23 protein-coding genes are annotated in these 27,000 nt (G+C 30.9%); 14 read left to right on the plus strand and 9 right to left on the minus strand.

Features of this window, described 5'->3' with window-relative positions:
• Positions 1–73 precede the first annotated feature (73 nt).
• Complete coding sequence (locus tag V9L05_RS05810; protein ID WP_338789848.1) at positions 74–1,387, plus strand: GDSL-type esterase/lipase family protein; 1,314 nt, start codon at positions 74–76, stop codon at positions 1,385–1,387.
• A gap of 112 nt (positions 1,388–1,499) precedes the next feature.
• On the opposite strand, the gene thpR is transcribed toward V9L05_RS05810, so the two are convergent.
• The 3 genes from thpR to V9L05_RS05825 form a co-directional block, all read right to left on the minus strand.
• Positions 1,500–2,081: an RNA 2',3'-cyclic phosphodiesterase gene (gene thpR / locus V9L05_RS05815; RefSeq protein WP_338814745.1), complete on the minus strand. Its 582-nt coding sequence runs from the start codon at positions 2,079–2,081 to the stop codon at positions 1,500–1,502.
• 323 nt (positions 2,082–2,404) lie between these two features.
• Positions 2,405–2,614, minus strand: coding sequence for a PLD nuclease N-terminal domain-containing protein (locus tag V9L05_RS05820; protein ID WP_338789846.1), 210 nt, complete (start codon positions 2,612–2,614; stop codon positions 2,405–2,407).
• Between the two features lie 106 nt (positions 2,615–2,720).
• Positions 2,721–5,777 (minus strand): hypothetical protein, encoded by a 3,057-nt coding sequence (locus V9L05_RS05825; RefSeq protein ID WP_338814746.1) that lies wholly within the window; start codon positions 5,775–5,777, stop codon positions 2,721–2,723.
• Between the two features lie 315 nt (positions 5,778–6,092).
• Here V9L05_RS05825 and V9L05_RS05830 point away from each other — a divergent pair, with 315 nt between their 5' ends.
• The 3 genes from V9L05_RS05830 (at position 6,093) to V9L05_RS05840 (ending at position 10,835) form a co-directional block, all read left to right on the plus strand.
• Complete coding sequence (locus V9L05_RS05830) at positions 6,093–6,878, plus strand: methyltransferase domain-containing protein (protein WP_338814747.1); 786 nt, start codon at positions 6,093–6,095, stop codon at positions 6,876–6,878.
• Between the two features lie 137 nt (positions 6,879–7,015).
• Entirely contained in the window at positions 7,016–7,513 is a 498-nt protein-coding gene (locus tag V9L05_RS05835) for an NUDIX domain-containing protein (protein WP_338814748.1), read from the plus strand.
• A 109-nt stretch (positions 7,514–7,622) separates the two neighbouring features.
• A complete protein-coding gene (locus V9L05_RS05840; RefSeq protein WP_338814749.1) occupies positions 7,623–10,835 on the plus strand; it encodes a two-component regulator propeller domain-containing protein in 3,213 nt (1,070 codons plus the stop codon).
• A 45-nt stretch (positions 10,836–10,880) separates the two neighbouring features.
• On the opposite strand, the gene V9L05_RS05845 is transcribed toward V9L05_RS05840, so the two are convergent.
• Positions 10,881–12,113, minus strand: a complete 1,233-nt coding sequence (locus tag V9L05_RS05845; RefSeq protein ID WP_338789841.1) for a response regulator — start codon at positions 12,111–12,113, stop codon at positions 10,881–10,883.
• Between the two features lie 217 nt (positions 12,114–12,330).
• Complete coding sequence (locus V9L05_RS05850; protein WP_338814750.1) at positions 12,331–13,776, minus strand: redoxin domain-containing protein; 1,446 nt, start codon at positions 13,774–13,776, stop codon at positions 12,331–12,333.
• 200 nt (positions 13,777–13,976) lie between these two features.
• On the opposite strand from V9L05_RS05850, the gene V9L05_RS05855 reads away from it, so the two are divergent.
• Positions 13,977–14,759 (plus strand): N-acetylmuramoyl-L-alanine amidase, encoded by a 783-nt coding sequence (locus tag V9L05_RS05855; RefSeq protein WP_338814751.1) that lies wholly within the window; start codon positions 13,977–13,979, stop codon positions 14,757–14,759.
• A 346-nt stretch (positions 14,760–15,105) separates the two neighbouring features.
• On the opposite strand, the gene V9L05_RS05860 is transcribed toward V9L05_RS05855, so the two are convergent.
• From V9L05_RS05860 to V9L05_RS05870, 3 genes are all read right to left on the minus strand, one after another.
• On the minus strand, positions 15,106–15,687 hold the full coding sequence (locus V9L05_RS05860; protein ID WP_338789837.1) for an adenylate kinase: 582 nt from the start codon (positions 15,685–15,687) through the stop codon (positions 15,106–15,108).
• A gap of 313 nt (positions 15,688–16,000) precedes the next feature.
• Positions 16,001–16,516 carry an NAD(P)H-dependent oxidoreductase gene (locus V9L05_RS05865; RefSeq protein WP_338814752.1) on the minus strand — a complete coding sequence of 172 codons (516 nt, stop codon included), beginning with the start codon at positions 16,514–16,516 and terminating at the stop codon, positions 16,001–16,003.
• A gap of 131 nt (positions 16,517–16,647) precedes the next feature.
• Positions 16,648–17,127, minus strand: coding sequence for a tetratricopeptide repeat protein (locus V9L05_RS05870; RefSeq protein WP_338789835.1), 480 nt, complete (start codon positions 17,125–17,127; stop codon positions 16,648–16,650).
• Between the two features lie 340 nt (positions 17,128–17,467).
• Here V9L05_RS05870 and lgt point away from each other — a divergent pair, with 340 nt between their 5' ends.
• From lgt to V9L05_RS05885, 3 genes are all read left to right on the plus strand, one after another.
• Positions 17,468–18,364, plus strand: a complete 897-nt coding sequence (gene lgt / locus V9L05_RS05875) for a prolipoprotein diacylglyceryl transferase (RefSeq protein ID WP_338814753.1) — start codon at positions 17,468–17,470, stop codon at positions 18,362–18,364.
• A gap of 152 nt (positions 18,365–18,516) precedes the next feature.
• Positions 18,517–19,338: a DNA damage-inducible protein D gene (gene dinD, locus V9L05_RS05880; RefSeq protein ID WP_338814754.1), complete on the plus strand. Its 822-nt coding sequence runs from the start codon at positions 18,517–18,519 to the stop codon at positions 19,336–19,338.
• Between the two features lie 12 nt (positions 19,339–19,350).
• Positions 19,351–19,716, plus strand: coding sequence for a hypothetical protein (locus V9L05_RS05885; protein ID WP_338794179.1), 366 nt, complete (start codon positions 19,351–19,353; stop codon positions 19,714–19,716).
• On the opposite strand, the gene V9L05_RS05890 is transcribed toward V9L05_RS05885, so the two are convergent.
• A complete protein-coding gene (locus tag V9L05_RS05890; protein WP_338814755.1) occupies positions 19,713–20,915 on the minus strand; it encodes an AIR synthase-related protein in 1,203 nt (400 codons plus the stop codon). The genes V9L05_RS05885 and V9L05_RS05890 overlap by 4 nt on opposite strands.
• A gap of 220 nt (positions 20,916–21,135) precedes the next feature.
• Here V9L05_RS05890 and V9L05_RS05895 point away from each other — a divergent pair, with 220 nt between their 5' ends.
• From V9L05_RS05895 to V9L05_RS05920, 6 genes are all read left to right on the plus strand, one after another.
• Positions 21,136–21,711: a hypothetical protein gene (locus V9L05_RS05895; protein ID WP_338814756.1), complete on the plus strand. Its 576-nt coding sequence runs from the start codon at positions 21,136–21,138 to the stop codon at positions 21,709–21,711.
• Between the two features lie 118 nt (positions 21,712–21,829).
• Positions 21,830–23,284, plus strand: coding sequence for an adenosine deaminase (locus V9L05_RS05900; protein WP_338814757.1), 1,455 nt, complete (start codon positions 21,830–21,832; stop codon positions 23,282–23,284).
• Positions 23,285–23,362: 78 nt separating this feature from the next.
• Positions 23,363–24,010, plus strand: coding sequence for a hypothetical protein (locus V9L05_RS05905; protein WP_338814758.1), 648 nt, complete (start codon positions 23,363–23,365; stop codon positions 24,008–24,010).
• 46 nt (positions 24,011–24,056) lie between these two features.
• Positions 24,057–24,542, plus strand: coding sequence for a hypothetical protein (locus V9L05_RS05910; RefSeq protein ID WP_338814759.1), 486 nt, complete (start codon positions 24,057–24,059; stop codon positions 24,540–24,542).
• Between the two features lie 32 nt (positions 24,543–24,574).
• Positions 24,575–25,024, plus strand: coding sequence for a hypothetical protein (locus tag V9L05_RS05915; protein WP_338814760.1), 450 nt, complete (start codon positions 24,575–24,577; stop codon positions 25,022–25,024).
• A 96-nt stretch (positions 25,025–25,120) separates the two neighbouring features.
• Complete coding sequence (locus V9L05_RS05920) at positions 25,121–26,995, plus strand: cystathionine beta-synthase (RefSeq protein WP_338814761.1); 1,875 nt, start codon at positions 25,121–25,123, stop codon at positions 26,993–26,995.
• Positions 26,996–27,000 lie beyond the last annotated feature (5 nt).

Raw genomic sequence — 27,000 nt, forward strand, 5'->3', positions numbered from 1 at the left:
CCTTTTTGGAAATGTATTTGAAAGATTTATAAGACGAAAAATCTACCCCTAAAAAAAGAAGTTGGTCAATTTTATGATGAAAATAAAAAAACGAGTAATTTGGTTTTTGATAATTTTACTTTCAATTCCTACACTAGCATTTTGCCAAGATGATTTACAAGAAAAAACAAAAAGCCTAGAAGATTCTATTCGCTTAATGCTTTATAGAGAGCGACCTTATTTTGAAGTCGTCAATTATGGAGCAAACCGAATTCAGATGAAAGATAGCACTTCGTTAGATTATTTTTTTGAAGCTCTTTATAAACTTCAAACTCAAAAAAAAGGAGAACCAAATCAGGTAAAAATTCTGCACATGGGAGATTCTCATATTCAAGCTGACTTTTTTACAGGAAAAGTAAGACGATTGTTCCAAGAAGACAAACGTTTTGGAGACGCAGGACGTGGATTTATTTTCCCTTATTCGGCTGCCAAAACAAACAATCCATTTGATTACAAAACTCGTTATACAGGAACTTGGACAAGCCAAAAAATGGTCAGTAATAAAGACCAATCTCAATGGGGAATCTCGGGAATAAATGTAGAGACAATAAATCCTAAATCAACAATTACACTTGAACCCATAGAATACAATGAGCGCAACCCTTCAAAAATAGAAAAAGTAAGAATCTATTATCCAATCCTGAATGAAGAACTTTTTGAAGCTGTCATTATTGCTCCAACAAATGAAATAAAATCTCAAAAAATGCACCCAGATGGTTATTTGGAAGTTATTTTTTCTGTTCCTCAAACTTCTATCAGCATTGGATTAGATAAAACAGATGATATTCAAACACATTTTATTCTGCAAGGCATTTCTTTAGAAAGTAATGAAAAAGGAGTTTTATATCACGCTGTGGGAATAAATGGAGCAGAAACAAGACATTATTTGCGTTGTGAAGATTTTGAAACACAACTCAGAAGCATTCAGCCAGATTTAGTAGTAATTTCTTTGGGTACAAACGATGCCTATCCAACCAGATTTGATGATGTGGCTTTCAAAGGAAATTTAATAAAAATAATTACTCAAATTAGAAATATTAATCCGAATACTTCCATTTTACTTACTTCGCCAAATGATACTTATCGTTATAAAAAATATGCAAATTATAACACCCAAAAAGCAGAAGAGCGTTTACAAGAACTAACAAGAGAAAAAAATGTAGCTCTTTGGAATTTTTATCAGATAATGGGAGGTTTCAAATCAATTATTGATTGGCACAAAGCAGGGTTAGGACAGTATGATAAAATTCATCTTTCCCAAACAGGGTATAATTTGCAGGGAGATTTATTTTATGAAGCCATTAATGAACAATATAAAAAGTGGCTGAACAAAAATAGACCAAAATAAATAGCTCAAAATAACATGTTCTAAACTGTCTGACACCTCAAAAGGTATCCTGACAGTTTAGATTTCTACTTTCTATTTTTTTAGGCATATTTAATTTTTCTCAAATTATATATTAACTAATAACTTTATAAACAGAACCTTCTCTAGTTGGTGTGCTGCTAAGCAGTTCAATTTTGTTGCTATCCCAAACACCAATTTCACCAACAATTATTTTTTGAAGACGTTCTTTCATTGCTTTTTTAGTTTCATCATCAGTACGAATATATGCTAAAGTAACATGAGGATTATAATTTTCAACGTTGGTATTTTCAATCTCTATATCTATTTCTTCTAGTTTTTGAGCCAATTTTTCATATAAATCTGATAAAGCTTCATTTTTCAAAATTCCTACCCAAAGAACATAAGGAAGTTCATTTTTTTCAAATGTTCCTATGTCTTTCATTGTTAAAGTAAGAGGGGCTTGTTTTGCAATTTGACTTACAATTTCCTGTATTTGTGAAATTTTTTGGTGTGAAACATCTCCTAAAAAATGCAATGTAATGTGCATTTTAGAGATTTCTATCCAATCTTTAATTTCCTTCATTTCTGGATAAGAAGAAAGCCACTCTTGACATTCTTGTAAAGCATCTTTTAAAAATTCAGGAAGAGGAATGGCAATAAATAAACGAGATGTTTTTTGAAGAGGAGTAGTCAATTTAGGGGAGTCGATTTTTGTCTGTAAAAAAAGTGTTTGGTAATAATGTTTGTGTAAATTATAACTACAAAACTACAAATAAATTGTCAATTACAATAAAAATGTTTGTTTAGAGTATCAAAAAAGGCTTTTTATAAGAAAAATTATAAAAAGGCTTTTCAATATTATACTTTATTTACTTAAAAAACTCAACTCTATAACTTTTTTAAGTTTTACTAAACACAGAACTTTTTGTATACACATCAAAGCCCTAAATCTCATAAGAAGATTTAGGGCTTTGTTATTGATAAGTTAGTTTTCCTAACTGAATATTTCTTGAACTATTATCTACCTAATAAAAGATAAAGAATTGGACCTATGATAGGTAAAAAGAAAATAGCTAAAGACCAAAGAACTTTTGTACCCATTGTACTAGCAGAAGTCCATACACTATAAAAACAATAGACAATAAGAATAAGATGAAGGATTGATAATATACCACCAATACCACTACCCAAAACACCAAAGGCATTTGCTACAAGAATCGTAAACATAAATTTCAAAGTTTAAAAAATGAAAGGAAATAATAAAATTTTGAAGTCTAAAAAATAATTTGATAAAATAATAGAATCAAATTTTGACTTCTTAATATACTATACGTTATCGAAGCAATAATTGTTTTTGTTCTTGGGTAGAAAGTTGATAAATTTTATTTTCCTCTAGCCATTGAATGATTCCAAAAGGTGATGTTTTCCAAATCTGTAAAGAATCTGAAAAATGTAAAACAATATAATTTTTATCAGGACTTAAAGTAGCTTTCTGAAGGTTCTCCATTTTTTGATGGTACACTTTATTTACATCTAACGTTGCAATATAAAAATTGCCATAAGAGGAAGTCAGAATCATTTCTTTTCCATAAATTGGATTTCCACCTTTTAGAGCTTTCATTCTGCGTCCTTTCAAATCCCAAAAATCTGTCCAAGAACCCGAAGCAGAAACTAAATAGGGTTGTCCTTGTTGAGAAGGAGAAAAGAAAAATGAAGAAATATTCGAACGTTCTAAACGTGTATCTAATTCATAACTTTGCTTTGTATCTAAATGCAAAATCTTGTATGGCTTTAATCCTCCTGTTACCTTTTGAGCCAAAGCTAAATATCTATCATCAAAAGAGCTAGTTGTTTCTGTATTTGGTTTTACTTTTTGCGTGTGAAAAACATTACCTTTTAGATCTATTAATTGAAGCTCATTATTTTGTGTAACTGCCCAAACAAAACTTCCTTTTTTAGAAAAACCAGCATTCGTATAGTTTGGTTTTTTAGTAAATGCGTTTGTAATTCTGAAAGGCTTATCTTTTTCGGCTAGGTTTGTTTTATCAAATTTATCTAAAGAAATAACAGCATTTTTGATTGTCAGAACATAATCTTGAGAAGGATGTAAAAACACTTTATCGGCTGCAAACTCTGCTTTTGCATTTTCTTTTTGGTCGGTCAGACGATAAATATTTCCAGAATAATAAATGAGCTGTACATCTCTACTTTTTATTTTATTTTGATTTATTGCTGCATTCTGAGCAAGCCATTTTTCACCTTGTAATTTGTCATTAAAACGCATTTGAGGACTAGCAGCTCGCCAAAAAGTAATATCTTCTAAAGTTTGTATAACTAAATAACTTCCATCTTGTGTAAAATAAGGGGTCTTAATAGGCAAACTTTCTAGCTTTGTAGTAGACTGGCTGCCATCAGCAAAACGTATTGTACACAAACCATCTTCTGAAATAATTACCCATTTTTTGTTTGTTTTAATTAGATTACTTCCTTTATACATAGCAAAATAAGCTACATTTCTTTGCCAAAGAGTAATAGAATCACTTTCAAAGTAATACCTTTTTAGTATATTTTTTTCATCTATCACCCAAAAAGAAGCAGAGTCTTGAGACAACACTTGCTTTGGATTTTGAAGTTCTTTTTTAATTTCATTTGTAGAAACATCCCAAACTACCCATTTTAAAGAATCAGAATTAACTAAAGATTCTGTTTGTCTTCTATTTTTCTTTTTTTGATTCTCATCTTTAGAGTATTGTTTCAAAACTAGATATTTATCTGAAAGCCATTTAGCTTTTGTTCCTTCGAAAGTAGAAAGTAAATTTGAACCTTCCCAAACAGCTATGACACTATCTTTCGCTTCTGTAAAAAGAGTTCTTTGATTGGGAGAAAACTGCATTCTCAAAATCTTACTCCGATTTCCACTAATTGTATCTAACACTTCTCCTGCTGTTGTCCAAATAAGAGCTGTTGTATCAGCAGCCGAAATAATTTTTGTATCATCTTTCGAAAATGAGAGTCCTGAAATAGTGTCATTATGTACCTGCATTTCTAATAAGCTCTTTCCATACACATCTAAAATTTCTACTTTTCCATTTGCAAAACCAACAGCCAAACGATAGGGAACATTATTTGAAAAAATAATTTTTTCTATTTCTACTTCTTTTTCTATTTTTTTGATAACATCGCCTTGTAATGAACTAATAAATATTGCATTTTTCCTTTTGTGATTGCCTTTTTTATTATCATTTTCAAAATAAGCTAACCATTGAGCATCAGAAGAAACAGCATAATTTATATTTTCGTTACTTTTTAAATCTTGATTCTCATTTTTAATTGGAATTTGAGCCGAATAATATAAATTTGGACTATAAAAGTGAGAATACAAAGAACCCTGTGCTAAATGTGTTGGATATTCTCTGACTGCTTTTTCTATCAAACGAATTGCCTTTGTGGCATTTTCCTTTTGCATATTATCACCCAAATAAGTCAAAAAATTAGCTTGTTGCTGACGAGTTTGTGTTTTATGTGCCTCGTCTTGTCTTTCATATTCTTGATATTGCGCCCAAAAACCCAGACCTGCCAAAACCAAAAAGAATGTCAAGAAAAATATAGCTCTATATAAATATCTTTGTTGTCTTTTTTTCTGATTTATTTTTTTAAGACTCCGAATATAAAGCTGATTTTCTATATCTGAAAGTGGGGCAAGTTCAAATTTATACTCTTCAAAAAGTTTAGTTTCTTCTTTAGAAAGTAAAAGTTCTGGTTTGGAATATGCTGAAAAACGAGCTTTTTGAGCTATAATTTTCTTAAAACGTTCTATTTTTTGTTGCTCTGGTGTTTTGGGAGCTGCTTCTACTTTTTTGGTTTCTAGTAACGTAAAATCAAGTGTATGTTCTTCGCTTGGCTTTACAAATAATGTAGAAGGTGTATTTGGAAGTTTTCTTGAAGCATAATTATAGGCTTCTTTGATAGAATTGTTTTGAGCTAATTGTTCATAAAAATGACTACTAAAGATATTGTCATCTTCTTTATCTTGATTTTTGGAAACAGCAATTGTAATGGGCAAAAGATGTGCAATTGTAGCAGAAGGAGGAACTTTTATATCTTCCAAAATCAGACAAGCTAAATTTGGCATCATAGAAAGACGACGAATAAGCTGTTCGATAAAGGTGGAATCGTTCGAATCTCCTACCCAATGAAAAATAAAAAGCCTATCACTAAATTCTTTTTCATCTAAACGTTGAAATACTTCTGAAAAGATATTCTCTGAAGTCATTATCAATTCGCACATTCCTGTACGTTGAGGTGTAGAAAGAGCAACATCTACAGCCAAAAAAGCAGACGTTTCTGTAGCAGATGTTAAAAAAATTATTGGTGAATAGGTTTGTTTCATATAAATTTGCACAACTTGCACGCACTTATTAGAAAGTGATGCAGAATGAAGGAACAGGATTTTGTTTTTTTATTATCTCTATCTTTTTTTTGTAATTCTTGTTACATTAAAAAATCCATAGAAAAAGATAATCTAAACTAACTGTTTTTTGTCTAAAAACAAACACAAATACACAATTCACAATTAATTATTAACTAATTTGTAGATAAAATCAATTAATTCTAAAGACTTTCTCATTTCATTTTCCATTTTATCTCAAATTTGTTTTTTTATATTAAAACTTATTAAGCCCTTATCTTACCTTTTATACTAGCCGTGTCAAACTCCAATTCCGACGATAAAAACAAAAAAAATAATTCCAACACTTCTAATAAAGATAGTGAATGGTTTGCCACATGGTTTGACTCTCATTATTATCACATTCTATATAAAGATAGAGACGATACAGAAGCTCGCTTATTTATAGATAATATAAGTTTATATCTCAACTTTTTACCTAATGATAAAATACTAGATTTAGCATGTGGAAAAGGTCGTCATTCTATTTATCTCAATCAAAAAGGTCTTTATGTAGAAGGGATAGATTTATCAGAAGAAAGTATTCAATATGCCAAACAGTTTGAAAATGAACGTTTGCATTTTAGTCAGCATGATATGAGAAAAGTCTATAAAACTGATTATTTTGATTTTATTTTGAATCTTTTTACTAGTTTTGGTTATTTTCAAACTGATCAGGAAAATCAGCAAGCTATTTCGGCAATGGCAAAAGCTCTTCAAGTAGAAGGACGAATTGTATTAGATTTTTTTAATACAACAAAAGTAATACAATCTCTTGTCTGTTATGAAGAAAAAATTATTGAAGGAATTACATTTAAAATTTCAAAATCTGTACAAAATAATTTTATTATAAAAGATATTCATTTTGAAGATAAAGGGAAAGAATTTCATTTTCAAGAACGAGTTAGAGCAATTCCAACAACTGATTTTTTGCGTTATTTCAGAAATGCAGGACTAACAGTAGCACGCATATTTGGAGATTATGATTTGTCTGAATTTGAAGAAGGAATTTCTGAAAGAATGATTTTTGTAGTAGAAAAGTAAATTAGTGATTAGTGATTAGTGATTAGTGATTAGTGAGAAATTACTTTCTGAAATAATTGTTTTATAACAAAAAATAATTCGTAATTCGTAATTCGTAATTCGTAATTCGTAATTCGTAATTCGTAATTTAGTTAGATATGGATAAATCTTTAGAAAAAATATACGGCAATAAAATCCGAACACGAGTTTGTGGAATTTGTATCAATGAAAATGGAAGTTTACTTGTCGTAAATATGAATGAGATTTCATCTAATTTAGAACAAAATAAATCTTTTTTAGCTCCTATTGGTGGTGGAATAGAACTTGGAGAAACAGCAACTGACGCACTAAAGCGAGAGTTTTTGGAAGAAACAGGGTTAGAAATAGAAATTGATTATTTTATGTGTGTTTATGAATATGTCAATTTGCCTATTCATGCAATAGAATTATTTTTTGCTGTTCGTGCTGTTGGTGGAAAGCTAAAAACAGGCTTTGACCCAGAACATACTACTGATAATCAAATCATTACTTCAGTAGATTATTTAGAGTATTCTAAAATTTTGGAAGCTCCTTTGGAAGAGCGACATGGGATTTTTAAATATGCTGCTTCACTAGAAAACCTTAAAAAACTCAGAGGCTATATCAGAGTCAATTGATTATGAGGTTATTATATCAAAAATATGTTTATGTGCCTTTTAGATAAAAATAATATTTGCATTTTGACAAAAAATGAATATTTTTGATAGCTATGCCAAATATCACTACATGAAGAACTCCATATTATATTTCTTTTTATTGCTATTCTTATTTTCTGGACAATATTCTTTTGCACAGTCTATTGGTTTGCGTCATTATGATGTAGATGAAGGCTTACCTCAAGGGGATATTTATGGAATAACACAAGATAAAAATGGGTTCTTATGGATAGCAACTGGAAATGGATTAGCTCGCTTTGATGGGCATGATATGCAGCCTTTTACACAAAATGATGGCTTGACTGATAATTTTGTTACTGCTTTAGCTACTGACTCTCTTCGTAATGGAACTTGGTTAGGACACCCACAAGGTTTGCTCTCTTACCAAAATAGACAAACAGATTCTATTTGGACAGTTACTTCACTTAGTCAAAATTTACTTAGTCGAATTCAACAAATCTATGTAGAAGAGGAACAGATATGGGCTTTGACAGAAAGAGAAGGTGTCTTCAAAGTTAGTTTTAATAAAATAAACTCTAAAAGTCAGATTAATCAGCCCACAGAAGATTTTGATTATCAAACCTCTTACTTTCCACTTGTCAGCACACATACAGAAAGGTGTAATGTTTTTGAACGATTATCTAGTAATGAGTTCTTAGTGGGAACAGATAGTGGTCTTTTTGTAGCTTCTGTAAAAGACGAAAAATTTATTTTTACAGATCAAATAAAAGAATTACAGGGAATAGAAGTACACTCTATCACAAGAAAAAGGCAAGGTCAAATAGGTTTTTGGATAGGAACAAAAGACAATGGCATATATAATTTTTTCTCTAATAGCACTGTAAAAAAGGCATTTCCAAGTCGAACAGAAATAGCTAAAGAATACATTACCTCAATTTTGGAAGATAAACGAGGAAAACTTTGGGTAGGCACAAAAAATAATGGTCTATTTAGAATAGAATCAATAAAAAAAGAAGAAAAAGTAGTCGATATAGAACATTATACTTCAAAAAATGGACTGCCAAGCTCATCTATTTCCTGTATTTTACAAGACTATGAAGGAAGTATCTGGATAGGAACAGAAAATAATGGACTGGTTCAGATGCTAAATGAAATGTTTGAAATCTATACTTATTCCCATGGTTTGCCTAGTGAAAATATTTTGTCTGTACTACGAATGGATGAAAACAACTTACTTTTAGGTACAGACCAAACTATAACTTCACTTACTTTACAAGGAGATTCAACTATCTTTAAACCTTACCTCCCTGCACTTTCTCAGACCGTTGTTCGTACTCTTTTTAAAGACTCATTAGGTAAAGTATGGATAGGAACTGAGAAAAAAGGACTTTTTATATTTGACCCAATTACTAATTCTTTAAAATTAATTAGAGATGTTCCTGACAAAACTATCAACAAAATAACATCTGATGACGATGGAAATATTTGGATAGCAACTAACTCATGGGGACTTTTTAAATATATAAAATCTGAAAATAGGTTTACCCAAATTTTGCCAACCAAAACCATACAATTGAATCGAATTCAGAATATTTATAAAGACAGGCAAAATCGTATTTGGATTGCTTCTTCTGATTATACATTATCCTACTGGAAAGACGACAAACTTACGGTTTTAGATGCTGTTTCGGAGTTTAGTCAAGTAAAAGCAACTTGTTTTACAGAAGATGCTGAAAACACACTTTGGATAGGTTCGGAAGGTTCAGGTGTTTTTGCATATTCTGAAAATGAAATCAAAAAATATACAACAGCAGACGGATTAGCTTCAAACTATTCTTACTTTATTGCTGCTGACAGAAATTATAATATTTGGATTGGTTCAAGAAAAGGAATTACAAGACTGCGTCCAAAAGATGATTTAGCCAAAATTTATCATCAATCTGATGGACTTATAGGAACAGAAGCAAACAGAAGTGCCGTCGAAAAAGATTATAATGGAGATTTGTGGTTTGGAACTACTAGAGGACTCATTCATTATATCGGACAAAATGACCACATCAATCTTGTTCGTCCGAAGGTAGTCTTGAGTGGTTTTCGTATTTTTGGAGAAGAGAGAAGTTTCGAAGAAGATTTAGTTTTGCCTTATGATGATTATAGTTTGCGTTTAGATTTCAAGACAATTACGTTTCGTTATCCAGAAAAAGTAAAATTCAAATATCGTTTGAAGGGATTTGATGAAAATTGGTCTGAAATAATGACTCAAAACTTTGCTTATTATTCTCACTTAGAAGATGGTAGTTATGAATTTGAAGTCTTGGCAACCAATGATGATGGTGTTTGGGCAAATATTCCTGCAAGTTACTCGTTTACTATTGCTACTCCGATTTGGAAAAAAACATGGTTTTTAGTTGCTTGCATACTGATAGGATTTATACTTTTGGTTGGTTATGTACGTATGAGAACACATTCTTTAGAGAAAAAACGTAAAGACTTAGAAATAGAAGTTGAAAAACAAACTGAAAAACTAAAACAGCAAAACAAAGAATTAGCTGTAACAAACTCACTTCTGAAAGAATCTGAAAATGAGCTTTCTCAATCCAATAGCATTAAAGATCGCATGTTTTCTATTATTTCTCACGATTTGCGTGCGCCTTTAGCAACTCTTCAAAACTTTTTGAAAATGTTTATTTCATACAGAAATGCGTTTACTGATGAAGAAATCAATAAAATAACTAGAGATATTGATAAATCACTAGGAAATGTTGGTGGGCTTTTAGAAAATCTTTTACAATGGTCTAGAGCGCAAATGGGGCATTTAGAAACTAAATTAGAGCCTTTATTGATTACAGACCATATTCAAAAAAATATTGAATTATTACTTCCAACAGCAAAAAATAAAAAAATTAACCTTCAAGTTTCTCAAATTGAAGAGGGTATTTTAGTAGAAGCAGACTCCAATTTACTCAATTTCATTTTGCGTAACCTTATCAGTAATGCTATAAAATTTACAGATACAGAAGGAACAGTTACAGTAGGAGCAATTGCTGATACAAATACTTTAGAAAAAAATGCTCAAAAAATGATTCATATTTTTGTCAGAGATACAGGAGTAGGAATGAATGAAGACATTGCAAAGAAAATTTTTATTACAGACCAACACGTAACTACACGAGGAACAGCCAACGAAAAAGGAACAGGCTTAGGACTAATGGTGTGTAAAGAATTTGTAGAAAAACAAAATGGCAAAATTTGGGTAGAAAGTATAGAAAAAGAAGGAACAACTTTTACCTTTTCGCTGAGAGAAGCAATAATTAAAGATTGAATCAACCTTGTTTAGAAAATAATTTTGACCTTAATTATTTGAATATCAAATAGCAAACCCAATGACCAAAATATCATCTACTTGGCGAGTTTGGCGCATCCAATCTTTTAGAATATGATTTAAGATGTCTTTTTGTTCTGCAAATGGATATTTATGAACTTTATGAAGTAGTTTTCGGAAGCGTTTTGCCATAAATTTACTGTGCATTCCACTACTAAACTGGTCTTGATAGCCATCTGAATAAATATAAAATGGAGTTGGTTCATCAGTCAGTTCGATGGTATGTGTTGTAAAGGTAAGTTCTGCATTTTTTCCACCAATAGAAGCTGTATCTCCCTTTACTCTAATAACTTCACCATCACGAATATAAACCAATGGGTTTTTTGCTCCTGCAAACTTGAGCGTTCTTTCTTTCTTATCTACTACACAAATAGTAATATCCATTCCATCACGATTCTGTGTAGAATCTTGCTTGAGAGCCATTCGGATAGATTCATGAAGCTGACTAAGAATTTCATTCGGTTCAATAATTCCCATTACACCAACAACTTGATTGAGATAAGTATCTCCAAGCATAGACATAAATGCCCCTGGAACACCATGACCTGTACAATCGACGGCAGCAATAACAATTTTTCCATCTTTTTCACAAAACCAATAAAAATCGCCACTCACTACATCACGAGGTTTGTAGAGAATAAATGAGTCTTTGATTAAGTTTTGTAATGAGGCAGCAGGTTGGAGAAGAGCATCTTGTATGCGTTTTGCATATTTGATACTACTCATAATTTTATCGTTTTTCTTTTCTATTTCATCAAAAGCAGCTTCTAATTTCTTTGTTTTCTCTTGAATCTCGTCTTTTTGAGCTAATATTTGTTTGTAAGAAGTAACCAGTTGTAGCGCAGAATTAACACGAGCCAAAAGCTCTACTTCATCAATCGGCTTGCGAACATAATCTATTGCACCTGCTTGAAGAGCAGTTTCCAAATGTTCAGACGAAGTAAATGCTGTCGTCATGATTATTGGAATGTGTTGTGTATCTGGTCTTGATTTCAGTTTTCTAACAGCTTCAATGCCTGTCATTTGAGGCATTTCCCAGTCCATAATTATTAAATCAGGAGATTCTGAAATTCCTTGTTCGTAAGCTGAAAGCCCATCACTTGCATAAATAATTTCGAATACTTGACCAGATTCTTCGAAAATACTCTCAATGACAGCTAAATTGCTATCATAATCATCAGCCACTAAGATTTTGTAAGAATTAGGACGTATTGCCACAATAAAAGGGAAATAGAAAAAAAGAATTTATAAACTATAAAACAGAAGTAGATAGGAATTTTGGAATCTTTATTCAACCAAGCCTCTAAAAGATAGGCTAATATACTAACAAAAGTAGAAAAAGCTATAATTTATTGTATTTTTGAGTAGAAATAAAGCATTCAAAAGTGAAATAATCAAAAATGAAACCATGTTTTGATTTTGATTAAATACTAAATTACTCTCCATTCAAAATCTTCTTGGCTACCCAATCCATATTATGACCAAGATATAATAAACGACTGATGAAATATCCCTTTTTATTTATAAATGCTACATTATAATTCCTAGTATCTAAGCCTTCTCTTTTCATTTGAAAATCACTTGATTTAATCTTATGAATTTTATCGCCATAATTTTCATACAATTCTTTGCTTTGTTCTTTATTAGCAAAAAGGTGTATTCCCTCAACTTCTTGTGTAGAAATTAAATTTTTCCAACTTTCTTCTGTTCCATTTACAAAAATATAAAGAAAAGCTATTTTTTCATCCGTGTATTCTTTGTAGAGTAGATTTGAATACCATGAATTAACTTCAAGATTTTGAGCAGCAGAATCTATGAAGGTAAAAAAAACATATTTTCCTTTAAAGTCAGATAAAGATACTTCTTTTCCAATAAGGTCTTTTAATGTAAAATCTGGAGCAGGTGCGCCTCTTGCAAATTGTTTGTAAAGAGCAGCCTTTTCTTCTATAATTGCTACTTGTTTATTATTAGGAAATGTTTTTTTAACTTGATGCATCAGTTCATTGAATAACTTTTCCTCTTCACTCCACCATTTAGTTTTGTATAACATTCCATTAGCAAATGAATTATCATCAAGTATTTTTAAAATTAAATAGTTTCTTATTTGCTCGTCTTCTATCTTCTTGACTTGTTGATAAGCACAAGAATAATATTTGTAGTCAGCATATCCACGCTCTGTTTTTACACAATTTGCTTCTAGTATTTGTTCATATAATAAATCTATATAATCTTTAGCATAAGGATAGTTTTCATCTATCTTGTTTTTAAAAATAGACTTATCTTCATCTTCCTTCATTTGATATTTATGAACAGCTAACTGGTTTCGAAAGTATTTATCAAAGGTGGAATCAACGTCTATTTGCTTGAGGCTTGTATCACAACTTTCAATCATACTTCGAAGTGTACTATCATTTCTACGGAAAAATATATCTAAATCATGTATATCTATAGGAGAAGGAGAGTTATTGAACCAAAAATCTATATCAAATTTGGGATAGCTGTACATATTATAAGTAATCTGATTTTCTCTATATGTTTTCCCTTTCAAAAAAATAGGTTTACCTTCTTCATCAATACCTATTTCAATAGTATCCTTTGACAGAGTAAGCAAGTAAAAACCTTTATTATTACCTAAATAAACATTCTGTTCTATCGCTCTTTCACAAGGAAATTTAAGAAAGCAAGAATTAGTTGCTGTATCTATTTTATCAAAATAAGTCCATTTGTCGTATAGAAAATTATAAATCTTAACACTATCTGTACTCCATTTTTCAGAATTAGACAAAGTAATTTTTATAAAAGTAGAATCTTGTGCAAAAGCAGAAGAAACAGAGAGAAAAGCTAAAAATAGAATGCAAATAAGGATAAATATGTTTTTCATAGAATTTTGATAAAACTCAAATTAGTTAAATTGACACTTTATAAACGACAATTATAGGAGTCTATTATCTGATTATCAAAACTATAAAACCATGCTGTATTCAAATTGGAAAGTTTTTTGTTAATTTTGAGTATAGAACATATAGTTTCTATTAAAAAATTAGAATACTAAAAATTACCTAGTAAAAATATCAATCTGTTATGAATCAATATTTAAAATCTCTTCCTTATATGTTTTTTGTAGCCCTTTTTGGCTTAACTCTTTTTAGTTTTACTAATAAAGATGCTACTAACTTTACAGTTGTCATTGATGCTGGACATGGAGGAAAAGACCCTGGTTGTTCGGGTAGTAAAACAAAAGAAAAAGATGTTGCTCTTGCTGTTGCTTTGAAAGTAGGAAATTATATCAAACAAAACCTCAAAGATGTAAAGGTGGTTTATACAAGAAGTACAGATGTTTTTGTAGAGTTAGATGAAAGAACTGCCATTGCAAATCGCAACAAAGCTGATTTATTTATTTCTATCCATTGTAATGCAGCTAAAAACAAAGAAGTTTTGGGTGCAGAAACTTATACTATCGGAATGCACAAAACAGATGGAAATCTTGATGTAGCTATGCGTGAAAATGCTGTTATTTTGAAAGAAGAAAATCACAAAGAAAAATATCAATTTGACCCGTATAGCATTATTTCATATATCAAAATGTCAAATTTTCAGAGTGCTAATCAGACTAAGAGTATTGATTTTGCGAACAAAGTACAAAAACAATTCGAAGAGCGTGTAAACAGAGAGAATAGAGGTGTAAAACAAAGTGGCTTTTTAGTATTGTGGAAAACAGCTATGCCAGCAGCACTGATAGAGATTGGTTTTTTGACCAACACAAAAGAAGAGGGTTATTTGAAAACTGATAACGGACAAACTTATATTGCATCAGGAATTTATCGTGCTTTTAAAGAATATAAAAATGAAGTTTCAGCAAAATAGAGATTTGAAAAATGGGAGTTATATTAACTGATGTTACGCAAAAGTCTGCTCTGTGTGCCACAGAGCAGGGTTAAAAAAAACAAACTGCGTAACATCAGATATTAATATTACACAAAAATAGATTTTCTGCAAATTACTTGCATAAACGAAACCCACGATTTTAATCGTGGTAAACAAGTAGAGAAGGGTAGAAAACAGCATATTTTTTTTTGACTATGTAACATCAGTTAGATACTGAAATGAGAAAACAAAAAACTGTTTCAAATTTGAAGGTTTGAAACAGTTTTTATTTTGTAAGAAGAGAGTTTTGCTAAATGAATTTACCATTTATAATTCACAATTCTCATTAACTAGCTTTTACTTGCTCAACAGCACCACGAATGGCAGCTGTTATTTCGCTAATTTCTCCTACTCCTTCGATAACATGGAGTTTGTCTTGTTTTTTATAATAGTCTGCTACTACTTCAGTTTCGTTACGATATACCTGTACACGGTTTCGGATAAGTTCTTCTTTTTGGTCATCTACTCTACCAGAAGTTTTGCCTCTTTCTAAAAGACGTTTTACAAGTTCTTCTTCATCTACGTGTAGAGAAAGAACAGCGTTAATACCCACTTGGTGAGCTTTAAGAAGATTATCTAATGCTTCTGCTTGTTTTGTTGTACGAGGAAAACCATCAAAAATAATTCCTTTTGCTCCTGTATTTTCTTTAAGTTTGTTTTCTATCATTCCGATAACTACTTCATCAGGAACTAAATTTCCTTTTGTCATATATTCTTCGGCTTTTTTTCCGAGTGGTGTTCCTGCTTTTCGCTCTGCACGAAGCAAATCTCCAGTAGAAATATGTATCAAATTATAATGCTCTACAAGATGTTGGCTCTGTGTTCCTTTTCCTGCACCAGGAGGGCCGAATAAAACTAAATTTAGCATAGTTTGACTATTTTATAAGGTATTTTACAGTTTATTTTTTTATAAAAACATTCATTTACAAAACTCAAATATAGCATTGGAATAACTCTTAAATAACTCTATCGAACTATTATCATAAAAATAAAATGTTATCCATTTGAATTTGTTATAAAAATTAATATAAAACTTTTATAAAAACAGGATAACACAAACTTGAGTGTAACTGAATGAGTAAATCAACTTTAAGTTAGATTTGAGAAACTAAATGTAAGAAGCAAGTGCGTTAAATCCAAATATTGTATCTGAAATTAGCATAAAACCTGCTTTATTTGTTCTATTTGGTTATTTTGCCTATGAATTTATCTAAATTTTGAATTACTTCTCCTGAAATATCATCTGTATCCATCCACGTATAAACGCTGCCTACATAATTCATTCCTAAATAAGAAGCACTTTCTCTAAATGGCATTTCAAATGCGGCACTTATTTCCAAAACAACATCTTTCTCAGATCCACAACAAACCATTGCCATTGTTTTGCCTCTTAATTTTCTACCCGTTTCTTTTTCTATTTTCAAGCAATCTGTAACTCTATCAAAAAAGGTTTTCATAATTCCAGACATAGCATACCAATATACAGGAGTAGCAAAAATAATCAAATCATATTCTACTATTTCTCTCATTAAAGGCAAAAAATCATCATTTCTATTACGTGAATCGTAATCATAATGTGAAATAGTATAGTTTTTTAAATCAATAAAATCACAATCTAACTGTTCTTGAATATAATTTACAATCTTATTTGTATTACCATTTTTTCTTGCACTTCCTTGAATAATGAGAATTTCCATTTTTTGCTGTAATAATTAATTGGAACAAATTTTCTGAAAAATACGACAAAAAAAAGCAGTTATAAAATTTATAACTGCTTAGTTAGTAATAAGTAAACATATTTTTTGATTTAAAAGACTTTCTAATTATTTTAGTTCAATCTTGAACGAAGTTCTTCAATTTGGTCTTTTAGTTTGGGCTGAAAAGGATGAATTTGATAGAGTTTTTCAAGAGTACCAAGTACACCATGTTCATCTCCAATCTCAGAATAAATGGTTGCTAGTCCTGCTAAAGCTCCAAAATGACGATTTTCTATATTTAAGGTCTGATGAATATCATCAATAGCTGCTTTATAATTTCCTCTCAAATAAAAGGCTGTTGCTCGCTTGTTCCAACCCTCTGCAAAATTTGGATTTCTATCCACCACTTGTGTAAAAACATTAATTGCATCCGTATAATCTCCTTTTGAAAGGCTTTCAGTTCCTAAACGAATTAAGGTATTCATTTCTACATTTCCTGTATTGAGCCAAATATTCCAAATTTGTGTTAGGATGGCTTCTATACGTGCTGTCGAACGTGCTGTTTGCAGTTGGGTAAAAAGTCGGTCTAGTATTTTATTATCTTGTTTCATAGTTGGTTTTATTTAGTGGTTGTTTTTGATAGATTATTCTTATTATTATCATTTTTACAGAATTACATGGCTATTTTTTATATTTAAACCAAATTTTTATCCAAAAAGTTGTCTTTATTTGAAAAATCAAACTTTATACATTAAAAATACAATCAAAACATTTTTTTTTGATTAATTTATTAGATTTTGTTCTAGTAAAATGTTCTGAAAAAAATATAAAGAACTACTATAACTTGTAGCCTAAAAAAGATTTACGTTATCTTTACAGAATTAATAGACAATAAATTATTTGTCTTCAAAAATCTAAAAAAACTGTATTTACTAAAATTTATTCAAAAATATGCTCGACTTTCTTAACTTAATTTCAGCCATTTCTTGGGACGTAAGTCCTGAAATTTGGCAATGGAAATTTATTAATCTTCGTTGGTACGGACTTTTATTTGCCACAGGTTTTATTATTGGTTACTTTATTTTTTCCAAAATCTATAAAATAGAAGGTAAGCCACAAGAAGACTTAGAAACGCTCCTTACTTATATGGTTATTGCAACTGTTGTGGGTTCTCGTTTGGGACATTGTTTATTCTATGACCCTGTTTATTATTTGTCTAATCCATTAGAAATTTTGAAAATTTGGAAAGGTGGATTGGCTTCTCATGGAGGAACTATCGGACTTTTGGTAGCTCTGTTTTTATATTCAAGAAAACATCCAGACCAGCCTTATTTATGGCTTTTGGATAGAATTGTAATTCCGATTGCACTTGCTGGTGCTTTTATTCGTCTAGGCAACTTAATGAATTCGGAAATTTATGGAGGTGTTACTGATTTGCCTTGGGGATTTATTTTCCTTCAAAATGGCGAAACATTACCCAAACATCCTACACAGCTTTATGAAGCAGGTTCGTATATTTTACTCTTTATTTATCTGATGGTTTCTTACTTACAAACTAAACGTTATACTCCAAGAGGACGAATTTTTGGGCAGTTTTTAATATTACTTTTTGGCGCACGTTTTTTCATTGAGTTTGTGAAAAATGTACAAGAAGCGTGGGAAATTGATATGGTAGCTTCTTATGGAATCAATATGGGTCAGCTTTTGAGTATTCCTTTTGTTGTGGTAGGAACATACTTCTTTGTTCGTTCATTCTCTGAAAATGCAAAGAAAGAAGCTATTGAGTTTGCTGAAAAGGGTAATAAAAATATTGTCGGTAAAGTTGATGGTAAAGGCAAAAAAATATAGTACTGATTAATACTAAATGCTATTTTATAAAAGAACTGATTTGAGTTTTGTTACTTGAATCAGTTTTTTTGAGTATTTATGCAAATAAAAAAGGTAATTTCAAATTATATTAACTATCTTAAAGCGTCTTTATCATTTTCATCCAAAAAATCATGAACAAACATCAATCAGAATTATTATTTGCTCGCTTCGAACAAATTCGTAAAGAAATAGAAGGGGTAGAGTTTTGGTCTGCTAGAGAATTGCAAAACATACTCGGTTATGCACGTTGGGAAAATTTTAATAAATCAATACAAAAAGCCTTAGAATCTTGTAAAAATAGCTCTGAAGATGCTCATAACCATTTTCGTGAGGTCACGAAAATGGTCGATATAGGTAGCAAAACTACACGAGAACTCAAAGATTATGCTCTCACTCGTTACGCATGTTATTTGGTTGCCCAAAATGGCGATCCTTCAAAAGATGAAATTGCATTTGCTCAAAGTTATTTTGCTGTTCAGACAAGAAAACAAGAACTTATAGAAAAGCGTTTTTTAGAAAATGAAAGAGTTACGGCAAGAGAAAAACTGACAGATACCGAAAAAGTATTATCTGCTCTAGTCAAACAAAGAAATGCAAACTTTGGATATATAAGAAGTAACGGCGATAAAGCTCTTTTTGGAGGACTTTCGACAAAACAAATGAAAGAGAAATTAGATATTCCGACAAACCGACCTTTAGCAGATTATTTACAAACTTCACTTATAAAAGGTAAAGACTTTGCTGCCAGTCTGACAAATGATAGCATAAAGGAATATAACTTGAACTCAACAAGTAAAATTTCAAAAGAACATAAAAAAAATAACGAAGAAGTAAGAGGCGTTTTTCTTAGACGAGGCACAAAACCAGAAGAACTGCCACCAGCAGAAGACCTCAAAAAAGTAAAACGAAGAATAGCAAGTGATACAAAAAAATTAAAAAAAGGCTCAAAATAAAATTTTGATGTTATGAAATGGAACGAAGACAAAGACATAGAAACCGAATGGTTTAGACTATGCCGAAAATTACAAAGTCATTTTGATAAAAAACCTGACTTGAATGGAATTTTGTTTTTAATGGGAATACAAGAATTAGGGCAAGGAATTCGAACATTTAGCAAAGATGAAAAACAGGATTTGATGCACATGGCAACGTGTAAGGCATTGAGTTATTCTGACTATTATGAACTTGAAGGAACAGATGAAGACGGCTGGGTGCATTGGAAACTCATCAAACCCTTGCCTATCTTGAAGATTGAAGAGCAAGAAAAACTCCTTAAAATGAATATAATTACTTATTTTAAGGAGGAAGTTTTTAGAGAAGAAGGGTTTTAATAAACAAATTCTCCATGCGCTGAAGAAATAGTCAATTTTTTACTTTTCTCATTAGTAGTATCTCCATTTTTTTCTACTCTACCAATTATTTTTGCATCAATTCCAAACGATTTTGAAATATCGATAACCGTTTGTGCCTGTTCTTTTGGAAGATAAATCTCCAAACGATGTCCCATATTAAAGACTTGATACATTTCTTTCCAATCCGTTTTGCTTTCTGCCTGAATAAGCTCAAAAAGTGGTGGTGTGTCAAACAAATTATCTTTTATGATATGCAAATTTTGAGAATTATCAACAAAATGCAAAATTTTGGTTTGCGCTCCTCCTGAACAATGAATCATTCCATGTACATGCTCTCTAATTTTATTCAAAATTTCTTTCACAACAGGCGCATAAGTACGTGTTGGGGATAAAATCAACTTTCCAATATCTGTTTTTGTATCCTTTGGAAGTTTTTCATAAATATCTGTCAAACTCCTAGAGCCACTATAAACAAGCTCACTAGGAACAGAATTATCAAAACTTTCTGGATATTTCTCAGCATATTTTTTAGTCAAAACGTCATGTCTTGCAGAAGTTAAACCATTGCTTCCCATTCCTCCGTTGTATTCAGATTCGTAAGTTGCTTGTCCAAAAGATTCTAAGCCTACAATTACATCGCCTTCACTTATTTTATCTGTGCTGATTACATCACTTCTTTTCATTCGTGCTGTTACGGTACTATCGACGATAATTGTACGAACAAGGTCGCCTACGTCGGCAGTTTCTCCTCCTGTACTGAAAATTGTAATTCCTTGTTCTCTAAGATTTTCTAATAATTCTTCTGTTCCGTTGATGATTTTAGCTATTACTTCGCCTGTAATTAGATTTTTATTTCGTCCAATAGTAGAAGAAAGCAAAATATTATCTGTTGCTCCCACACAAATCAAATCATCAATATTCATAATGACGGCATCTTGTGCAATTCCTTTCCAAACCGACAAATCGCCTGTTTCTTTCCAGTAAAGATATGCCAAAGATGATTTTGTACCTGCACCATCTGCGTGCATGATATTGCAATAGTCTTCATCTCCTCCCAAAATGTCAGGGATTATCTTACAAAATGCTTTCGGAAAAATTCCTTTATCAACAGATTTGATGGCTGCGTGTACGTCTTCTTTTTGTGAAGAAACACCACGTTGTGCATAACGAGAGGTCATAGTTTTATTGGAAAAGTAAATGAGATTCAAGCGAAGACGCTTAAACCAGTTTTATTTCTAGTTTAAAGTAGTACAAAAGTCTGAAAATAATAGGGTTTGTGCAAAATATGAATGGTTTTAATTTTTATTATTAATAATAGAGCTAAAGTTTTTTTTAAATTAAACGAATAGCACACATTTAAGTATATTAGCATTATTTTTAAAACAACAATACTAAATCATGAACAAAATAAAAAAACTCACTCTTTCTCTGATAATCATAACAGGAATTTTATCCTTTACATTTGATAGTTTAAAATTATTTCAATTTAGTTATCCAAAGCTTGATAACACAACAATAACTCTAAAAACTGATAATTTTAAAAAGTTTAAAAAAGAATGGCGTGGTACAGATTACTATTACTATAGTGAAAGTAAGGATGGGATTATTTGTTCCGTCTTGTACTACAAGCTAAATGAAGAAGAAAGACTTACCTTAGTTGATGCCCCAAGAGTAGCTATGGGAGGACCTGATATAAGTCCAGCCTATCCTTTTTTCTATTTTCTCAATTATTCAAAACTCAAAAAATACGAGACGAATGAAGAAAGATGGGGAGAACCAACAGACGATTTTATGTTTCGCCAAAATGATATTACTAACTTTGAGGGAGTAAAAGTCAATCAGAAACATATGTATGGATATTTTATGGCTAAAAAAGACTTGTTTGTAAATATTCATTTGTCTAAAACAAATTGCACATCCACTGATTCAACTGTTATGAGAGAAATATTAAGCTCACTAACAAAGAAAAAATAAGTATTCCAAAAGCGAAGATTTTTTTTTATGGTTCAAGCCTCAACGCTTGAACCAAATCCAAGTTGTACTACGTATATTAGAGCTTTTATAAAAAAAAGACATGACAAACTACTCTAAAATGAAACATTCGCTAATCGTCTTTCTACTATTTTTTATTGCTCAATTTAGTTTTGCACAAAACACCAATCAAGAAACAGTACGCAGAATTGATACTTATTTGGATAGTATTAGAAATGATGAAGCTCGTTTGAGACAATTTTTTGCTAAATTTCCAAAAGGAGCAGATTTGCATCATCATTATAGTGGTTCGGTTTACGCTGAAACGTATTTGGAATATATTGAAAAGAATAATTTATGGATTAATAGAAACTCGTATGCTATTGCTTATGACCAAGCACCTAGAAATGAAAGAAGCGAATGGTCAACGGTTAATTCACTCAAAGAAGATGGATATTGGTCGGATATAAAAGTCAAAATAATAGAATCTTGGTCTAAACTCTATTTTAATTACATGTCTAATCCAAGTGATGAACACTTTTTTTCTACCTTCGAAAGGTTCAGTATTCCAGCAAAAGCAACCTATAATGAAGGTCTTAGAGAAATAAAAAATAGAGCTATTTCTGAAAATGTGAGTTATATCGAAACGATGTTTAAAAGCACAGGTTTTTATGATAAGTTTGAAAAGGATAATGAGTTTGCTACTCAATTATTAGCTTTACAAGAAACCAAAGATAATTCGATACAAAAAAAACTAGACGAACTTTACAACTACTACACAAAAGTAGAAAATGCTGTTTTTCTCTCAAAAGTAAAATCACATAACGAGCTTATCCAAAAACTGCATACTGAAAATAAAATAGATGACGATACATTTACGATGCGTTATCAAAACTATTTTATACGTTTGTTTGACCCAGCTACTACCTTCAAATCTTTCTTAATTGCTTTTCATTCTGCCAGTACGTCGGATTTGATAGTGGGTGTAAATATTGTTGCACCAGAAAATAATGCTGTATCTATGAGAGATTATTGGTTACACATGCAGCTTTTCAAGTATTTCAAATCGGTTTATCCAAACGTAAAAACTGCCATGCACGCAGGCGAACTTACTCTAGGATTAGTAAAACCAGAAGATTTGACGTATCATATCAATGACGCTGTATTTATTGCAGGTGCAAAGCGAATCGGACACGGTGTCGATATTGCTTATGAGAAAAAATCAGAGGAATTGTTGTCCTATATGGCACAAAATGAAATCGCAGTAGAAATTAGTTTTTCTAGTAATGATTTTATTTTGGGTGTGAGTGGAAATAAACATCCTGTACTTTTATACAAGGCATATAATGTACCAATAGTAATTTCGACAGACGATGCAGGTGTACTCCGAACAGATTTGACGCAGCAATTTTTGATACTAACAAGAGATTATCCTTCCATAAAGTATCAAGACATCAAAAAAATGGTTTTTAATAGTATCAATTATTCATTTCTCAACAAATCAGAAAAGGAAAAAATAAGGAAGGATTTAGAAGGTCGTTTTTTGGAGTTTGAAGTGGGGTTTGTTGGAGAGTAGTTGGATTTTCGGCTGATTTATTTTTTTTAAGTGAATATTGTATATTGATGTATTGTAGAAATAATAAAAAGACATTTTATGGACAAAGAAACGGTAAGTTATATTATCAATTATTTTAGTAATTTAATGACTGATGACGAAAAATTGGCATTGAAACATCATATGTATATTTGGAAAACTAATGAAAATCTAGAAATGAGGCATATTATGACCCAGAGAGGTTGGATTAGTACAGAACCTAAAATAATTAATTTCTTAAAGGATGGCTATCAAGAATTTGAACTCAATGTTGCAAGACGAATAATGAGCGAAACTCCAAAAAAGGTATTTCTAAATAATTGTCCAAAATGTAACAAACTTGCAAGAACACCATATGCGAGACAATGTAGACATTGTGGATATAGTTGGCACAACTTAATCGTTGCAAAATTTAAACTTAATCGTTCATTTCAGTTGATAGATAGACCATTTTTTCTTTTAGGCGAAATAACAAAGGGAGAAGTCAAACAAGGACAATTTATGGATTTGAGAATGTTAGGATTGAATAAAACACCAAAAATTGAAGCTGTTGAATTTGCTTTTAAACGACAAGACGGAGAAAATTATAATGAAATTGGACTTGGAACAAACGAGCTTACAGAAGAAGATAAAGAATATTTGAAAAATGTTGGTTCTTTTGGGACACCATTTGACATAATTAACAAACCTATTTCTAATTCAATTTGAGATAGTTAAAAATAACTTCAAAAATATTATCATTCCAAAAAAACAAATGGCAATTTCAAAAAAAGGTTCAAGAGAAATAAACGTAAATGGTATTGAATATTTGTACAAAGTATCTAAAATTAAAACGAAATCTGAATGGCGAGAACAAGCAGATGAATTGAATGATACATTTGTAAAATATGCAAGTCATTATGGACTAGGTAAAGTAATGGACATTACAATTAATATTGTAATTCAATTAAAAGACAATCCTGTCTCAAGTTTATTGATAAAGATAAATTCAATTTTAGTAGATGGGTTTATGGGAGCTGAACAAATTACTCAGATAAAACCCAAATTCATTGCTGATATGATAAATAAAGGGTTAAATGATGGGTGGAAACCCTCATTGAAAGGCAATCATAGCATAAATATTTTAGAAACCCACAGTAAAGAAAAAGAACCTATTATTTTACAACTTCCAAATATGAATGAAGTAATAGAAAATTATCAAAATCTTGAAAAGCCAATTGAAATTAAAATAAATCTCTAATTTATCTTTGATAATATCACTTATACTAACCAATGGAAGACATTCTAATCTCTAGTAAAACACACACGTTAAAACTAACTTTTGCTGATGCATTCCATCCTTCAAAATTGAATATCAGAGCAGACCATTGGTATTTTACCTACAAACTTAGTCTATTAGATAACTCTTTGGAGTTTGGAAAATGGTTTACTGGGAGATTTTGGAAATTGACGGATGATATAATCGTATTTGAAGAATATGTAAATGAGAATTTTGATGCAGAATCCATTGAATATGATAATGATGTTGCTTTAGGACTTTTTCTAATTGATTTTCAAAAAAATGCTATTGCAAGATTTTCTCACTTTCAAGGAGGACAATTTGAAGTATTAGAATTGACAGAAGATAGGAGAATAATTTATCAGAAAAAATTATCTTATCAAACAAGTGAATTTGAGGTTAATCTTGATTCTTTAAAATTTGAATCGTTCAGAATTATTTAGAAAATAGATTCAAAATAGAGAAAACAAACCAATATCGTATCTTTGCGTTTATTTGATATAGCAAACAAAAATACGAACCAAAAAACACACTCAGTTATGATTCAGAATGACTTGAAGCCTGAAATTATTGAAAATGGCAACCTACTTGAATATATTAAAATTGTCTTAGAAAATATGCCAAGCGATTGGTTGAGACTAACCACTCACCGACTAGATATTTATAATGAAGAACGAGCAAAAACAGAGTTTTTAGAGCAGTTTGAAATCTTATTTGCAACGCATAACGCTGAAAAATCGGCTTTAAGTGAACTACCAACGGCTTACGATTATATTCGTTTGGGTCATCCGTTGTCTTCTGTTTTAGAGTGGGCAATCGCTAACTTGAATAACCTAAAATCAGAAAGTGTAATCAGTTTTTCGTCAAGAACAACTCCTATTTTGGCTATTTTGAGAAAGAATTTATTACAAAATAAAGCTACTCAAATCGTTTATAGTGGAGAGTTACCTGCTTTTTTTGATGCTGAAATTATTAAAAATGTTTACGGTTATGAGTTTGAATTAAAACAAGTTGAGAAAATAGAAGAAATAGAAAACTTTGAAGGAAGTACAGTTTATATTTCACAAAAAAATGAAATTGGAACGGCTAATCTTGATTCAAAAATTGATTTTTATATTAATATTCATGATGATTTAGGAAGTATTTTGTTTGTAAATGGCAAAGAAAATGAAAGTTATATTTCAGAAATTCAGCACGTCCGTAGAAGAGAAACAATAGCAATGACTCCAGCCGATTGTTTGACAGCTTTGCATATCCTTACAGAAAATACGTCTTTTGAACCTAAAACATTTGATACTCAAAAAAATAAAGAATCGGTTTTAGCATCCATCAAAAAAATTACGCATTCGGATTCGAAAGCCGTTGTTGGTTCTAGTGGACTTTCTATTCAATATGCTATTATGATGGGATTGATTCATGATGCAACAGAAAACCACAAGGGAAAAGCTATCAAAATTATCGTTCCTCCAAATTGCTATGGTGGCACAAATGACCAAGCTAGAAGAGTAGCTGCATGTTTAGATAATGTTGAAATAATGGATTTGCCAGTTGATGGCGATAATGATATGGTAAAAAGCACTGAACGAGTTTTAGCAAAAGTAGCCGAATTAGATGCAGTTCCTTATATCATTGCCGAGATTCCGACCAATCCAAGAGTGGAAGTGCCAAATCTTGAAAATTTGGAAAAGGCTTTAAGCAAAAAACGTCAAACTCCAACTGGCAAAAGAGCTATCGAACCTGTTTTTATCTTAGACCAAACTTTTTGTCCGAATGTAAATTTTTTAGGCAAAAATGAAATTCTCTCAACGGTAAAAGTTATTTCGTATGTCAGTGGTTCGAAGTTTCCTAGTGGTGGAAAAGTAACAGCTGGGTATTGTGTAGCCAATCAAAAAGCTGATTATTTGATGGATAAAATAGAAAAAAACATCATTCTTTGTGATAACGAAGCGACAAATCTTCAAATGGAAATTTTGGCAGAACAGTTACCTTCAATGAATCAAAGAATTGAAGATGCTTATAAAAACACTCGCAAATTTGTCAATTTTATCAAAGAGGTTTTACCAACAGCAAAAATCAATTTTGTTTCTGAAGAACTGGCGCAGCAAGGGTTTACACCTTCGGTTTTTTCATTAGATCTTCCTACAAAAGGAAATACGGCAGAAGAAAAAGAACTTTACAAAAGGAAATTGAATGATAAATTAATTACTATGATGATTACTCAGATTCCAAACGAAAGTAAATATTGTGTGAGTTATGGACAATTAAAGGGTTGTTATTGGACAATTCCTGCCACTTCTACACAAGGAACAACCAAAGAATCTGACAAAGATTATATTGCTCGTGTGTCGCTTTCTGCTGATATGGATTTGGAAAAACATAAAGAAGTGTTTTTGGAGTTTGTTGAGCAGATTTAAAAATT

Origin of the sequence: Bernardetia sp. Wsw4-3y2 (assembly GCF_037126295.1) — a bacterium.
In the GTDB taxonomy this organism is placed as follows: Bacteria; Bacteroidota; Bacteroidia; order Cytophagales; family Bernardetiaceae; genus Bernardetia.

Coding starts and splice junctions, on each gene's coding strand:
- V9L05_RS05885 (WP_338794179.1), top strand. CDS start 19,351: ATGAAATGGAACGAAGACAAAGACATAGAAACCGAATGGTTTAGACTA.
- V9L05_RS05835 (WP_338814748.1), top strand. CDS start 7,016: ATGGATAAATCTTTAGAAAAAATATACGGCAATAAAATCCGAACACGA.
- dinD (WP_338814754.1), top strand. CDS start 18,517: ATGAACAAACATCAATCAGAATTATTATTTGCTCGCTTCGAACAAATT.
- V9L05_RS05865 (WP_338814752.1), bottom strand. CDS start 16,516: ATGGAAATTCTCATTATTCAAGGAAGTGCAAGAAAAAATGGTAATACA.
- V9L05_RS05920 (WP_338814761.1), top strand. CDS start 25,121: ATGATTCAGAATGACTTGAAGCCTGAAATTATTGAAAATGGCAACCTA.
- V9L05_RS05810 (WP_338789848.1), top strand. CDS start 74: ATGATGAAAATAAAAAAACGAGTAATTTGGTTTTTGATAATTTTACTT.
- V9L05_RS05870 (WP_338789835.1), bottom strand. CDS start 17,127: ATGAAACAAGATAATAAAATACTAGACCGACTTTTTACCCAACTGCAA.
- V9L05_RS05860 (WP_338789837.1), bottom strand. CDS start 15,687: ATGCTAAATTTAGTTTTATTCGGCCCTCCTGGTGCAGGAAAAGGAACA.
- V9L05_RS05840 (WP_338814749.1), top strand. CDS start 7,623: ATGAAGAACTCCATATTATATTTCTTTTTATTGCTATTCTTATTTTCT.
- V9L05_RS05855 (WP_338814751.1), top strand. CDS start 13,977: ATGAATCAATATTTAAAATCTCTTCCTTATATGTTTTTTGTAGCCCTT.
- V9L05_RS05910 (WP_338814759.1), top strand. CDS start 24,057: ATGGCAATTTCAAAAAAAGGTTCAAGAGAAATAAACGTAAATGGTATT.
- V9L05_RS05890 (WP_338814755.1), bottom strand. CDS start 20,915: ATGACCTCTCGTTATGCACAACGTGGTGTTTCTTCACAAAAAGAAGAC.
- V9L05_RS05895 (WP_338814756.1), top strand. CDS start 21,136: ATGAACAAAATAAAAAAACTCACTCTTTCTCTGATAATCATAACAGGA.
- lgt (WP_338814753.1), top strand. CDS start 17,468: ATGCTCGACTTTCTTAACTTAATTTCAGCCATTTCTTGGGACGTAAGT.
- V9L05_RS05900 (WP_338814757.1), top strand. CDS start 21,830: ATGAAACATTCGCTAATCGTCTTTCTACTATTTTTTATTGCTCAATTT.
- V9L05_RS05825 (WP_338814746.1), bottom strand. CDS start 5,777: ATGAAACAAACCTATTCACCAATAATTTTTTTAACATCTGCTACAGAA.
- V9L05_RS05905 (WP_338814758.1), top strand. CDS start 23,363: ATGGACAAAGAAACGGTAAGTTATATTATCAATTATTTTAGTAATTTA.
- V9L05_RS05915 (WP_338814760.1), top strand. CDS start 24,575: ATGGAAGACATTCTAATCTCTAGTAAAACACACACGTTAAAACTAACT.
- V9L05_RS05820 (WP_338789846.1), bottom strand. CDS start 2,614: ATGTTTACGATTCTTGTAGCAAATGCCTTTGGTGTTTTGGGTAGTGGT.
- V9L05_RS05850 (WP_338814750.1), bottom strand. CDS start 13,776: ATGAAAAACATATTTATCCTTATTTGCATTCTATTTTTAGCTTTTCTC.